Here is a 13,997-nt window from a genome sequence, read left to right on the forward strand (position 1 = left end):
CGTGCTGCCCTTTTTCGATTGTATTTTTTATGTTAGAAAACCGGGTTTTAGGAAAAAATAACATCGATTCCTTTATCCGGAGAGGTGGGCCTTCATGGAACGCATGCAAGCTTTAATCCAGATCATCCAAGCCTCCTCGAAGGAGCTTTTGGTTCAAGAAATAAAAGCGGCCGCGGAATTCAAGCTGTACTATTATCAATCCGTTTGCGATCAAAATAAAATTGAAAAGGAGCTGATTCGGCCGCTGTTTGCCCTTCCGGAACCGGAGCTCTACGTTCGGTCCTTGTGCAAACGGTATAGGCCGGCCTCCGTTGACGAGCTGCATTCCTATTTGGTAAAGGGAAATGTCTTAGTCTTTTCTCCGTCGGACTATTACTTCTTCGAAGCGAATCAAATTTTAAACAATAAGCCGGGCGATGCGGAAATCGAAACGACGATTCAAGGGCCGCAATCTTCTTTAACCGAGGATATCGGCTCAAATCTCAATTTGATTCGTCACCGCTACAAGAGCCAAGACTTTACCATCGAACCGTACGAGCTTGGCCGCGTTTCGAAAACGCCAGCTTACCTGCTGTACGATGCGGCTTTGGTGGATAGCGCCGTGTTGTCCGAGCTGCAGCGGCGCTTGTCCCTGATTGACGCCTCTATGGTGCTGTCTACGGGCCAACTGGAGAATATGCTGAATACGACGAGGCGCAGCCTGTTCCCGACCATGATGCTGACCAACCGGGCGGACCGCATTGCATTGAATTTGTCCCAAGGCAAAATCGTGATCGTCATTCAAGGCACGCCGTTTGCCTTAATTTTGCCCGCCGTCTTTTTTGATTTCATGTCTTCCATGGACGATTTGTATTTGCCGTACTGGGTCTCGAAAGGTCTCCAGTTTCTACGGTATGTCTCTCTTTTTCTGACGATTACGCTTCCGGCTCTTTACATTGCCGTGATTTCGTTCAATCCGGGTTTTTTCCGCGTCCAGCTCACGCTGTCCATTGCCGGAAGCCGGGCCGATGTACCGTATCCTTCGTATATCGAAGTCATATTTATGCTGTTTATGACGGAGGCGTTGACGGAGGCCAGCATTCGGCTGCCCAAATTTATCGGCGGAACGGCAACGACGGTCGGCGGGCTCATTCTCGGTCAAGCGGCGGAGCAGGCCGGGCTTGTCAGCAGCATCATGATTATTGTGACGTCGGCGGTAACCATCTCGAATTTTGTCATTCCGATCAGCACAATGAGCTTTGCCGTAAGGGTGGTGCGGTATCCGTTGATTTTGCTGTCTACCCTGTACGGGTTAGTCGGGCTGATCGTCGGATTGTTTTGGGTTGCCGGTTTCCTTGTGGATCAACGAAGCTTCGGAAAACCGTACTTTAAGATCTTCTCAGGCGAACCTTCCAAAACTTTCAATACCCCTGTGCCCAAAGGAGAAAAACATCGTTGAACCGCTATTTTTATTACTCCATCCTGATGTGCATGTTGATAAACACCATTATTTATGTTCCCACCATTCTGATTGCCCATCGGAGGGAAGGGGCGATGCTGGGCTTTGGGCTGACCATCGTGGTCGGCTCTCTTCTCTCTTGGATGTTTTCGAAAGCGATGATGACCTTTAAAAGCCGGGGGCTTCCGGAAATTGTGTTGGCGCATCTGCACCCGGCATTCGGGGTGCCGCTTTTGCTTTATGTCGGGTCGATGTTTTTTGCCGCGGGCACAGTCGTTCTGGTATCTTATTCCGGCATTATTAGCCGCAGCATGGGCACGACCAGCCAGCCCGAGGTTTTCCTGATTCTGTTCTTGATCACGGTGTGCTGGTGGGCCTCCAGATCTACAAAAACCATTTTGTACTTGCTGGAGATCATCATGTTAATCAATGTGCCGCTGGCTGCGGTCATTTTTATCAAAGCCGTCACCAGCGAGTATATGAATTGGTATGCCGTATGGGAGACGGCCACCGAGAATGCGCTGAAACTGCCGAAGATGGAATTTATCGCGGCGGCTTCTTATCTTTTTACCGGTTACATCAATATGGGGATCTTGAATCGCGAGTTCCGGCAATTTCGCCCGAAATTGTTGTGGGCGATTCCCTTTTTGGGCCTCGGCGTCCTGTGCACAACGGTGTTTATCCCTGTCGGGTTTCACGGAACGGTCGGTGCCGAACATTACGTCACGGTCTGGGTGTCTACTTCAGATTCGATGCAGATGGAGCTGGGCTTTGTCGAACGCGTGATTTATTTGTACCTGATGCTTTTTTTGAGTCTTTCCCTGCTGTTTGCGTCCGTGGTTTGGCATGTCGGATATGAAATAATTCAAGGGGCGCTGCCCGGCAAATGGGTCGTTAATTCGATTCAGCTGAAACCGGTTCTTATTTTTGGGCTTTTTGCCGCAGTCACCTACGGCTATTTGACCCTTTTCAACGAAAAGCAAACGTTATCCTTGGCCACCGCTTGGTTAAGCATCCGTTTTTGGAGCGAGCTCGCTTTCGTAGTGCTCGTTTATTATTTGAGCCGAAAAGGAACGAATTTGACATGAAGAAGCCAGGGTTGTTTTTCCTCGCATTGCTTCTGCTGACAACAGGCTGCACGACCAGAGCGTTTAAGGATATCGACAAACGTTCTTTTGTCCTATCCATGGGCATCGACCCCGCCGGCGCGGGTGACGATAAGTACCGCGTCACGTTAAAGCTGGCGATTCCTCAGGCCAGGCAGGAAACGGGCCAGACCAACTCGCAAATTGTCAGTCAGGACGCATCCTCCATCCCGGAGGCGATATCTTTAATCAAATCGAAGGCCGACAAAGAGCTCGATTTCAGTCATGCCAAAGTGCTTGTGTTTGGCGAGGCGTTGGCCCAAGAGGACATAACGGAATCCATCGATTTTCTGGTCCGGAAAAGCGAGATCCAAAGAATCGCCAATCTGGCAATCGGTTCTCCCAATGCGGCCGAAGTTCTGAAAGCTTCGCCGAGATCCGAGCGATTACCAGCCGATGCCTTATTCTTGAGCTTCGGCGGGACCGGAACCGAATCCCCGTTTATTGTGACCGAATATTTGTTTGATTTCTACCGGAGAATGACGGAGCCCGGGTTAGACCCTTTTCTGCCGGTGATCAAAGCCTACGGCGATGAATTCGTCATCAAGCAAGTGGCCATATTGGACAAAAAGCGGGTCAAGCTCATGCTTTCACCTAGTGAAACCGCAATGTTTAACGCATTGGTACATAACCCTCGGCAGTTTGAGGTGTCAGTCCGGACCGCTAAGGCGAACTTTACGATGCTGGTTAAAAAATTCAACCGGTCGTTCTCCTTCGACCGCAAGGATGCCCGGAAGCTGCTTGTGAACATCTCGATGCAGGGAATCGCGGAACAATCCAGGAAGCCGCTTTTTTATGAGGATTGGTCGACATACGAACAGGAAACGGGGAAAGCGATAAGGGAGCATGTCCTGCAATTGCTCCGCAAGCTGCAAGCAAACGGAGTGGACCCGGTTGGCTTCGGGCTCATGTACCGGGCCACCCATTATAACGGGGAGAAAGGCTGGAAGATCTGGCAGGAGCTTTATCCGAGATTGACTTTTGACGTAAACGTTCGAACGGAAATGTCCGGGACCGGCGCCATCCAATAGAACGTTGAGCTTCAACCAAGTGAAATTCTCTTCGAAATATGGTTTGGCCACTGAATATTTTACTAAAATGTTTCATTTTTAGACACTAAATGACGAGAAATGCCGCTTGAAAGGGGTTGCACATGTCTATTTTCACTGTTAAAATAAAATCACGTTAAGTAAAAATATTAACTAAAAGTTGGTGGGCTTCATGGCTACAATTAAAGATATTGCGGAACGGGCAAAAGTGTCTACGGCGACGGTATCCCGTGTTCTTAATAATGATCCGAGCCTTTCGGTAAGCGAAGATACGCGAGAGCGGATATTCGCGATTGCCGAAGAGATCGGCTATAAACCTGAGCGCATCAAGCGGTTGAAGAAAGAAAACGTTTTATCGTACAAGCAGATCGGCTTGCTGCTGTGGATTTCGAGCGACGATGAAAAAGAAGACCCTTATTTTAGCTCCGTGCGTCTTAGCATCGAGAAGCATTGCGAAGCCATGGGCGTCTCCATTGGCAAGGTGTTTCGCGGCAGTAACGTCGACCAAATCACGCTGCAGCAAATGGACGGTCTCATTGTTGTCGGCTCCGTTGACGTGGACGATATCCAAAAAATTTATCCGAATTCCAATGCCGTCGTTCTCGTGAATCATCTGCTGGATAACCTGGAGTACGATTCGGTCAAGATCAATTTCCATAAAGCGATCGAAGAAGTGCTGCGGCATTTGTTTAAGCTGGGGCATCATAAGATCGGACTTATTAGCGGATGCGAATATTTATACAAGCTTGGCCCCGAGAAGAGAGGCCGAACGATTCCCGACCTGCGGCAGCTGCACTTCGAGCGGATCATGAAGGAACAAGGCTATTACCATCCCGACTATATATATAACGGCGACTGGACCACGGCAAGCGGTTACGAAAAGATGAAGGAGCTGCTGAGCAAGCCGGACCGGCCGACCGCTTGTTTCGTCAGCAGCGATCCGATGGCCATCGGCGCGATTCGCGCGCTTCATGAGGCCGGGGTCAAGGTGCCGGAGGAGATGGCGATCGTCGGCTTCGACGCTATCGAGGTGTCGGCCTTTGTCAACCCGCCGCTCTCGACGGTTAAAGTGTTTCCCGAGCTCATCGGCAAGACGGCCGTACAGCTGCTTGTGGAGCGGCTGGAAGGGCGCGAGCCTACGATGCATGTGACGATCGGCACGGAGATGGTCGTCAGGGAAAGCTGCGGCGGAAAGAAGTAAGGGCCGAAGGAGACGATTTGAAGGAGGTGATCCATGAAAAGAGGTGTGCCCGGAGACATACGAGCAAGCAATCTGGAAAGAAAGAGAAAAAAAAGGACCCGTCCACAATAAATGGAGGGCCGAAGAAAAAACAGCTATTTCTATTGTATCCCAAAGAAAGAACGGTTTCAAAACAAATTTAGGTTCTGGGGGAATCCCGAATGAAAAACGTACTTAAAGCAACGGCCGTTGGCGTAGCTGCCATTTCCATGTTAAGCGCTTGCGGAAGCGATACCGGCAACCAGGGGGCCTCTTCCGATTCCGCGGCAAAGAACGGCAAGATCGAGCTCCAATTCCTGCAATATAAGCCGGAGGCGCGAGCCACGTTCGACAAATTAATCGCGAAATTCGAGCAGCAAAATCCGAATATTCATATCGTTCAAGACAACCCGCCGGATGCGTCTACGGTGTTGAAGACCAAGGTGGCTGCGGGAGAAGTGCCGGATATCGTCGCCAACGGGGGCGACAATGTGTACGCCTCTCTGGTTAAAGCCGGGGTGCTGACCGATTTCACGAACGCTCCGGAGCTGAAAAACATACCGGACGCTTACGTCAAGATGCTTAAAGATATTTCGGGAAGCGACAAAGTTTACGCCATTCCTTATGGCGTCAATGCAGACGGCATCATTTACAACAAAAAATTGTTCAAAGAGATGAATCTGACGGTGCCCAAGACCTGGGACGAGTTCACGGCGCTTTGCAAGAAGATTCAAGAAGCGGGCAAGCTTCCGTTCTATTTCACCTTCAAGGATTCCTGGACGACGCTTCCGTCCTTCAACGCTTTTGCCGCCAGTACGCAGGGCGACGATTTCTATGCTAAACATAACGCGGGCCAAGCGACTTACACAAGCAGCTACAAAGTGGCCGCCGAAAAGTACCTGCAATTTCTTTCCTTCGGGCAAAAGGATAATTTCGGCAAGGGCTACAATGACGGCAACGTCGCTTTTGCCAATGGCGAGTCGTTGATGTATGCACAGGGCGTATGGGCGATTGCCGAGATCAAGAAAGCGAACCCGAACATCGAGCTGGGCGTCTTCCCGTATCCGGTGACGAACGACCCGAACAAAAATATGCTTGTCTCCGGCGTCGACCAGCTGCTTGCCATATCGGCGGAGACCAAGCACCCGGAAGAAGCGAAAAAATTTATCAGCTTCCTGCTGGATTCGGAGAATGCCAAGGAATACACAACCGGCGTAAACACCTTCTCCGCAGTTAAAGGGGTTACGCAGGACGATGCTTCCGTAGCGGAGCTTAAGCCGTATTTCGAAAAAGGCCAGGTGGCCGACTTTGTGGATCACTATGTGCCAAGCAGCTTGAAGCTGGACCAAATCCTTCAGGATTTGATCATGAAGAAGGATGTCGGCGCTTTCCTGCAAAGATTGGATGACGAGTGGTCCAAAGCGCAAAGCCGAAAATAATCGGACACCTTGGGGGGATGAAACAGGGAACGGCGTTTTCCGTTTCATCCCTTTATTCCGGAGAGGAGTCTTTACCCGATGAGAAAGAACATGACCCCGTATTATCTGATGGTGGTGCCGGCCCTTCTTCTGTTTTTCGCCTTCCACACCTTCCCTGTCTTGATGGGGATTTTCTATAGCTTTACGAATTGGGACGGACTTTCGAAAACGTATCAGATGGTAGGGTTGAAAAATTATATCAGCGTGTTTCAAGATCCGGTCGTCTATCGCGCTTATTGGTTTACGTTCAAATTTGCCGTTTTGACCACGATCATCGTGAACGTCATCAGCCTTGCGGTAGCCTTGGGGCTCAATTCCCGCATCAAGCTGAAAAATATGTTCCGGGCCGTCTATTTTCTCCCGAATATTCTTAGCTTGCTGATTGTCGGTTACATTTTTAACTATATTTTTTCCAATATGCTGCCGGACATCTTCGCCAAAATGCATATGGACAGCTTGGCGTTTAATATTTTGGGAAGCCGGGAATGGGCCTGGGTCGGCATTCTGATTGTCACGGTGTGGCAGGCGACGGCTTTTAATATTATTTTGTATTTGGCGGGACTGCAGACCATCCCGGCCGATCTGTACGAGGCTTCCAGTCTGGACGGCGCCGGAAAATGGAAAGAGTTCAAGCATATCACGTTTCCGCTCATCGCGCCTTTCTTCACCATCAATATGGTGCTCGCCATGAAAAATTTCCTCATGGTGTTCGATCAGATTGTGGCCCTGACGGCAGGCGGTCCGGCGCAATCTACGACTTCGATTTCGCTGCTGATCTTCAGCGACGGCTTTCAAGGCGGATCGTTCGCTTATCAATCGGCCAACGCGGTCATTTATTTTGTCGTGATTGTGATCATATCCGCCCTGCAGCTTAGGTTCTTGCAGAGAAGGGAGATGAGCCTGCAATGAGCGCCAACCGCACCAACTGGATCGTTACCTTGCTGATCGCTCTGGGATCGCTGATTGTGCTGTTCCCGCTTTATATTACGGTGATGATCGCGGTCAAGAGTCCGGAGCAAATCGCAGCTTCCGTCTTGGCTTGGCCGACCGAATGGCATTGGGAGAACTTCTCCCAGGCGATGAAGGCGACGAATTTCACGCGAGCGTTTACGAACAGCCTTATCGTAACCGCCTGCTCGGTTGTATTTACGCTGCTTACCAATTCGCTTGTTGCCTATGCCGTTTCGCGCAATATGGATAAGCCGTTTTTCAAAATGCTTTACTACTATTTTGTCAGCGCGTTGTTCGTGCCGTTCCCGATTATTATGCTGCCGATCGTCAAGGAAACGGCCAAGCTCGGGATGAACAATCACGTGGGGCTTATTATTCTGTATGTAGTGTACGGTATCGCGTTTAACATGTTCTTGTATGTCGGTTATCTGAAAAGCTTGCCGTACGAGCTGGAAGAAGCGGCGACGATGGACGGAGCGACCATTTGGGGCAGATTCTGGAAGGTCATTTTCCCGCTGCTCAGTCCGATCAATGCCACGGTCGGTATTCTGACCAGCATTTGGGCGTGGAACGACTTTTTGCTGCCGCTCATTATTTTGAGCAAGCCGAGCATGGCGACGCTGCCGCTGGCGCAGTACGTCTTCCAGTCCAAATTCAGCATCAATTATAATTTGGCGTTCGCTTCTTATCTTATGGCCTTGCTGCCGATGATCGTGATCTATTTGGTCGCGCAGCGCTGGATCATTAGCGGCGTCATCCGGGGAGCGGTGAAATCCTGACGTGAACGTCTACAAACCGGTATTTCATTTCACGGCCGACAAAGGCTGGATTAACGATCCGAACGGCCCTATCCAAGTGAATGGCGAGTACCATGTATTTTACCAGCACAATCCCTATGGGGACGAATGGGGAACGATTCATTGGGGCCATGCGAAGAGCAAGGACCTGGCGCATTGGGAGCGGCTGCCGCTTGCATTGTACCCTTCGCAGGAGCGCGGAGAAGAGCACTGCTTCTCGGGGTGCACGGTGCTTGCGGACGGCAGCCCGGTGATATTTTATACCAGTATCGGACCGGGGGAGCGCAATGCCCGGACGGGAGCGCAGCAGTGGATCGCCTTCGGCAGCGAGGATCTGATGCGTTGGGTGAAGCCCGGCATTAATCCCGTTCTGACACCGCAAATTCATGGCGATGCCGTGATTGAGGAATGGCGGGACCCGTACGTTTGGGAAATGGACGGAGCCTGGTATATGGTTTGCGGGGGGACACACCGCGGCAAAGGCTGCGCCGTACTTTACCGCTCTCCCGACCTGCTTACTTGGGAATTTCTAGGCATCGTTGCGGACGGGCCGGAAAAAGTATGGGAGTGTCCGAATCTGTTTCAATTAGGAAACAAATGGGTGCTCACGTATTCGCCGGACGACGAGGATAAGCGGGTCCGGTATAAAGTCGGGAGCTTGACGAATCAATTTCGCTTTGTCGAGGAAGCTTCCGGCATTCTGGATTACGGCGGCCGGGAAGGCTTCTACGCGGCGACGACTTGCCCGGACGAGGCGGGAAGAAGGCTTTTGTTCAGCTGGATGCCGGACAGCGCGAGGGGAAGCAGCAAGGCGATCAGCGGCTGGTCGGGAGCCCTTACGGTTCCGCGGGTATTGTCGTTGGACGAAGCGTCCGGCCGTCTCCTCATCCGGCCGGTTCCGGAGCTGCGCGCGCTGCGGGGCGAGCATGGTTCGCTGCAGCCCGGGTGGATCGAAGGCAGCGTCGAATTGCCGGTCCAGGGGAAGGCGCTGGAGCTTTCCGTCGAGCTCGATCTGAAGGATGCGGGCGGATCGTTCGGCATGGCCGTGCTCGGCTCGCCGGACGGGCAGGAAGAAACGCTGCTCTTGATCGACCTTGCGCATCGTACGTTTGTGCTGGACCGGTCGCGCTCAAGTCTGGACCCGGATGTGCATAAGCATGCGCTCGCCGCAGACCTGCCTTCGAACATAGGGGAGCGCCTCAAGCTGAATGTTTACGTCGACCATTCGACGGTGGAAGTGTTCATTCAAGACGAGAGCGCATTGTCCGCGCGCGTCTATCCGACCCGGCCGGACAGCGTTCATGTGCGTGCCTTCGCCGGGCAGGGCAAGGTGTTTGCCCATGCTTTCGACGGATGGACCATGAACCCGTGCGGCCTTGGGAAATCATTACGCGAAAAATAGACAGATAAATCTCCATACGAATACGAATCGGATAGAGAAGGAGCAGGAGCATGACGATACATTTTCGGGAAAGCGAGCAACGGTTTCATCTGCAGTCGAAAGACACGAGCTACATGATTCAATTGGTGCATGGCTACCCGGCCCATGTATATTGGGGGCCGAAGCTGAGCGAGGATGGAAATTTAACCGATATCCTGATGTTTCAGGAACGCTGTTCATTCAGTCCCAATCCGGTTCCTGAGGATAAGAGCATTTCGCTCGACACGCTTCCACAGGAATACCCGCAATATGGAACAAGCGATTTCCGTCATCCGGCCTATCAGGTTCAGCTGGAGGACGGCAGCCGGATCACGGAACTTACTTATAGATCGCATCGCATAGTTAACGGCAAGCCGGCGCTCGAAGGGCTGCCCGCCATTTATACGGAGAACGAAGACGAGGCGCAAACGTTGGAATTGGAGCTGTTTGACGCATATTCGGGGCTGACCGTTATTTTGAGCTACACGGTGTTTGAGTATTTTGACGCCATGACACGCTCTGTCAGGTTTGTGAACGAAGGAAAGCAGGCCTTGCGGTTGAACCGCGCGTTAAGCGCAAGCGTCGACTTTTTCGATTCCGACTACGACTGCTTGTATTTGTCCGGCACTTGGACAAGGGAACGGCATGTGCAAAGAAAGCCTTTAAGTCCGGGAGCCGTTCGGGTCGAAAGCCGGAGAGGCTCAAGCAGCCATCAAATGAATCCGTTTATGGCCTTGCTGCGGCCCGCCGCGGACGAAGACCAAGGCGAAGTATTCGGCTTCAGCCTGGTGTACAGCGGGAACTTTGCCGCCGAGGCGGAGGTGGACCAATTCGGGATGACACGGGTATCGATGGGGATCAATCCGTTTGACTTCGGCTGGCTGCTGGAGCCCGGCGAGTCGTTCCAAACGCCGGAGGCGGTGATGGTGTATTCCTCCGAAGGCTTGGGCGGAATGTCAAGGACTTACCATCGGCTGTATCGTACCCGTTTATGCCGGGGGGCGCATCGCGACAAGGAACGCCCTATTCTGGTCAACAACTGGGAAGCGACGTATTTTGATTTTAACGCCGACAAGATCGAGGCGATTGCGAAAGATGCGGCGGAGCTTGGCATCGAGCTGTTTGTGCTCGATGACGGATGGTTCGGCAAGCGGGATAGCGATACGAGCTCCTTGGGAGACTGGACGGTTGACCGCAATAAGCTTCCGGACGGACTTGAGGATTTGGCGGCTCGTGTCAAGAGTCATGGCATGGAGTTCGGGCTTTGGGTCGAGCCGGAGATGGTCTCTCCGGACAGCGATTTATACCGGCGTCATCCGGACTGGTGCCTTCATGTTCCGCATCGCCGCCGGACGGAAGCGCGCAATCAATTGATTCTGGATCTGTCGCGGGAGGATGTTCGCACCTACTTGTTCGAGGCGTTAAGCGGCATTTTTAGTACGGTTCCCGTCTCTTACGTCAAATGGGATATGAACCGGAACATGACGGAAATCGGCTCCGCTGAACTTGCGGCCGCACGGCAAACCGAAACGGCGCACCGCTACATGCTGGGGCTTTATGAGTTGATGGACAAGCTTGTTACGAGGTTTCCTCATATTTTGTTCGAAAGCTGCTCCGGCGGCGGCGGACGTTTCGATCCGGGGATGCTGTATTACATGCCGCAAACGTGGACCAGCGACGATACGGATGCGGTGGAACGGTTGAAAATCCAATACGGCACAAGCATGGTTTACCCCGTCAGCTCCATGGGAGCGCACGTCTCGGCCGTGCCGAACCATCAAGTCGGCCGGATCACGCCGCTTACCACGCGGGGAGACGTGGCCATGTCCGGCAATTTCGGCTATGAGCTGGATCTCACCAAGCTTCCGGCGGAGGAGAAGGACATCATTAAGCAACAGGTGGCCCTGTATAAAGAAAACCGCAGGCTGATTCAAAACGGCGACTTGTATCGCTTGAAAAGCCCGTTCAGCGGCAATGAAACGGCGTGGATGCTCGTTTCGGAGGACCGGAGGGAGGCCATGGTATTTTATTTCCAAGTACTGGGGGTTCCTAACGGGCCATTGCGCCGATTGCGGCTAAAAGGCTTGCAAACGGAATTGGATTACCGGGTCAGCGGGTTTGAAGACCATTACCGCGGTGACCGACTTATGCAAATCGGGCTGCCGATTCCGCCGCTTGACGGCGATTATAAGAGCGTATGGTTTAAGCTGACAGCGGTGAATGAATGGCGTCAGGAAGTTGAGTAAAGCCAAGAGCCGGACCAGGCGGTCCGGCCGTTTTATTTCACACATGATTATTTCGTGACATTCATCAATAAAAACGTGTATCTGGTTCCTTCTTTTTTTGTTTTCCAGTAAATCGTGACCTCTGCAAATCCTTCGCCAACGGCATCAAAATATAAAACGTTATCCTTAACTCTTAGATTGTTCACAACGGATGGCTCGTCAACTCCAATTCCAATGTCCTCCGACGAAAACTCGACTTGGTCCCCTTGAGGGGATCCGCAATAGAACCGCGATGATCCTGTATCGCCTACTTTTAAGTTAAACTCATGCTTGACAGGAATATAAATACTTTTTGTGCATTCAGATGGCTTAACGACCCCTCCATTGGCGTGTGCTGAAATGACATTGACAGATAAAAGTGTTGAGACAGCCAATGATAGTGATAAAATGGTCTTGCTTACCTTGCTAAGCTTCATAAATTATCCCTCCCAAAAGGTTTTGTTAGAATGCGCTTCGATAAAGCTTACATTCTAGTTAAAAAATACCACTAACATAATATATTATCAATATATTCCTTTAATTGTAATATTGCTGCATCAAAGTGATATTTAGGATGTAGTTTATAGGGAGGTGAAATAAAGCAATAGCGTGAAAAATAAAGTGCTGGACCGGGAAAATAAAGTTGTAGACTGGCGACGGCGTTAAGCTTGCGGAGCAGAAGACCCCCGGGTCGAAATGTCCGACTTAATTTTGAGCGTCTTTACCTAGGAAGGAGGCAGCTTATGAGGCTTCTCCGATATATTTTATTGTTCATTGTATTTATGCTTTCTTACTGGGCAGGTTTTTTTTCTTACGAAAGTACCCTTTGGTTAGTTTGGGAACTATGTTTTGTTATCCTATCATGTGTGCGCTCACCTTTATATTGCCTGCATCCTTCATCATGATTTCTTTCGGGGGCTTGAGCTTTTTCTCGGCTGAATCTCAGTTGTTTTACTCATTTTTTGCCTCTTCCGGGATCGTATTCGGTGCAGGTTTCGGGTTGATCTCGCATGTTTTCGAAGCCAAAAATTGAATGATAACAACCTCAAGGAGGTACACCTTATGGGAAACGTGATTTCCATGCCCGAAGCGCAAGAAGACGCAGCGCCTTCCCTTTCCATGTCGAACGGGCTGACCTCCGTCTTTCTGGATGTTCTGGTGCTGAGCGGTTCTCGACTCGCGAACACGGAGCGGGAGAAAGAGCTGATCATTTGGCTTGCTCAACGGGATCAGTCGGTTGTCGGGATTGGAACGGTAGGTTTTCGCTTGGAGGAAATGCCTTGGTCGGCGGACAATTTTGCCAATGAAAAGGCGTTTATGACGCGGACGATTCAGGAGGCCATGAATGAATCCGGCTGGGAGAAGCTCAGCTATACGCCGAACAAGGAGATGGTCATCGGACGATTGGCGGACTTTCGGCTGATGATCGATGCCTTGCAAGCGGAATACCTTGATCCAAGTTACTATATCGAATGGGCTGAGGTGGACGAAGAGGACGATTCTCCGACCATCCCCAGAGGATATCCCATGTGCCCAAAGCACGAAGTTTATTTGTCCTGTCACGGTTGCCTGCTGTGCAACTATGAAGGCGGCGGCTGATGTTCGTCTTCGGGCTCCTCCGAATGTCATCATGCATAAAACAAAGCAGCCCGGACTTCACTCCGAGCTGCTATCATGAACTTCCGTGCTATGCCCGGCATAGGTCGAAATATTGCTTTACATCCCGCTGAAAATCCGTGGTTGGACGTTTGGGCTCCCGTAGTTTGCATTGCTCCAAATATTCGGCGGCGAGAGCTTTGAGTTCCGGATAAGTTCTTACCGTTTCGATCAGGCAGCCGATGATTCCCAATTGGTGGGGCTCATCTTTCTTTTTTAGCTTAAAAGTGCTGCTGGAAATCAGGTGTTTGAGCCAGACCTGATATGTCAGATCGCTGTCGGGAATTGGCGTATCGAAGTACCCTTGCCTAACGGCGGCCCATAAGGCTAAAAGCGAATAATGAACGAGCCCGCTCGTCTCCCCGTTTTTGAAAACCGTCACAAGCGAAGGAATCGCACCGGATATATTGACGCCGCTGTCCGCCAGCCTCCAGTGAATGCTGCAAATATATTGTTCCGTTGCCTTATCCTTTACATAGCGCTTGCCCGCAACCAGGATAAGCCGTACCGCTTCGTCCGGAAAAGGGACTTCTGCGGCCAGCAAGGCATCGAGCAGGGCGGCGGCGCGGTATTGAAGATA

The 13,997-nt window shown here is 51.3% G+C and carries 12 protein-coding genes; 10 read left to right on the forward strand and 2 right to left on the reverse strand.

Annotated features, from left to right (window positions below; genetic code table 11):
- Positions 1-94: 94 nt before the first annotated feature.
- The 9 genes from PEH01S_RS03425 to PEH01S_RS03465 all read left to right on the forward strand — a co-directional run bounded on the left by PEH01S_RS03425 (position 95) and on the right by PEH01S_RS03465 (position 11,743).
- Positions 95-1,438 carry a spore germination protein gene (locus PEH01S_RS03425; protein ID WP_025850988.1) on the forward strand — a complete coding sequence of 448 codons (1,344 nt, stop codon included), beginning with the start codon at positions 95-97 and terminating at the stop codon, positions 1,436-1,438.
- A complete protein-coding gene (locus PEH01S_RS03430; RefSeq protein ID WP_127483968.1) occupies positions 1,435-2,526 on the forward strand; it encodes a hypothetical protein in 1,092 nt (363 codons plus the stop codon). Before PEH01S_RS03425 ends, PEH01S_RS03430 begins: the two co-directional genes overlap by 4 nt.
- Entirely contained in the window at positions 2,523-3,614 is a 1,092-nt protein-coding gene (locus PEH01S_RS03435; protein ID WP_127483969.1) for a Ger(x)C family spore germination protein, read from the forward strand. Before PEH01S_RS03430 ends, PEH01S_RS03435 begins: the two co-directional genes overlap by 4 nt.
- Before the next feature lie 190 nt (positions 3,615-3,804).
- Positions 3,805-4,833 (forward strand): LacI family DNA-binding transcriptional regulator, encoded by a 1,029-nt coding sequence (locus PEH01S_RS03440; protein ID WP_025850985.1) that lies wholly within the window; start codon positions 3,805-3,807, stop codon positions 4,831-4,833.
- A 200-nt stretch (positions 4,834-5,033) separates the two neighbouring features.
- Positions 5,034-6,290: an ABC transporter substrate-binding protein gene (locus tag PEH01S_RS03445; RefSeq protein WP_127483970.1), complete on the forward strand. Its 1,257-nt coding sequence runs from the start codon at positions 5,034-5,036 to the stop codon at positions 6,288-6,290.
- 78 nt (positions 6,291-6,368) lie between these two features.
- Positions 6,369-7,238 carry a carbohydrate ABC transporter permease gene (locus tag PEH01S_RS03450; protein WP_025850983.1) on the forward strand — a complete coding sequence of 290 codons (870 nt, stop codon included), beginning with the start codon at positions 6,369-6,371 and terminating at the stop codon, positions 7,236-7,238.
- The gene (locus PEH01S_RS03455; protein ID WP_025850982.1) at positions 7,235-8,059 is read left to right on the forward strand and encodes a carbohydrate ABC transporter permease; all 825 of its coding nucleotides are present in this window, start codon (positions 7,235-7,237) and stop codon (positions 8,057-8,059) included. Before PEH01S_RS03450 ends, PEH01S_RS03455 begins: the two co-directional genes overlap by 4 nt.
- Before the next feature lies 1 nt (position 8,060).
- Positions 8,061-9,479: a glycoside hydrolase family 32 protein gene (locus PEH01S_RS03460; protein ID WP_127483971.1), complete on the forward strand. Its 1,419-nt coding sequence runs from the start codon at positions 8,061-8,063 to the stop codon at positions 9,477-9,479.
- A gap of 50 nt (positions 9,480-9,529) precedes the next feature.
- A complete protein-coding gene (locus PEH01S_RS03465) occupies positions 9,530-11,743 on the forward strand; it encodes an alpha-galactosidase (protein ID WP_127483972.1) in 2,214 nt (737 codons plus the stop codon).
- A 47-nt stretch (positions 11,744-11,790) separates the two neighbouring features.
- Here the strand turns inward: PEH01S_RS03465 and PEH01S_RS03470 are convergent, their stop codons facing one another.
- Positions 11,791-12,198 carry a hypothetical protein gene (locus tag PEH01S_RS03470; RefSeq protein ID WP_025850979.1) on the reverse strand — a complete coding sequence of 136 codons (408 nt, stop codon included), beginning with the start codon at positions 12,196-12,198 and terminating at the stop codon, positions 11,791-11,793.
- Between the two features lie 625 nt (positions 12,199-12,823).
- Here PEH01S_RS03470 and PEH01S_RS03475 point away from each other — a divergent pair.
- Positions 12,824-13,360: a hypothetical protein gene (locus PEH01S_RS03475; RefSeq protein WP_127483973.1), complete on the forward strand. Its 537-nt coding sequence runs from the start codon at positions 12,824-12,826 to the stop codon at positions 13,358-13,360.
- 88 nt (positions 13,361-13,448) lie between these two features.
- On the opposite strand, the gene PEH01S_RS03480 is transcribed toward PEH01S_RS03475, so the two are convergent.
- Complete coding sequence (locus tag PEH01S_RS03480; RefSeq protein ID WP_127483974.1) at positions 13,449-13,961, reverse strand: hypothetical protein; 513 nt, start codon at positions 13,959-13,961, stop codon at positions 13,449-13,451.
- Between the last annotated feature and the right edge of the window lie 36 nt (positions 13,962-13,997).

The sequence above is a fragment of the Paenibacillus ehimensis NBRC 15659 genome, from assembly GCF_004000785.1.
In the GTDB taxonomy this organism is placed as follows: Bacteria; Bacillota; Bacilli; order Paenibacillales; family NBRC-103111; genus Paenibacillus_G; species Paenibacillus_G ehimensis.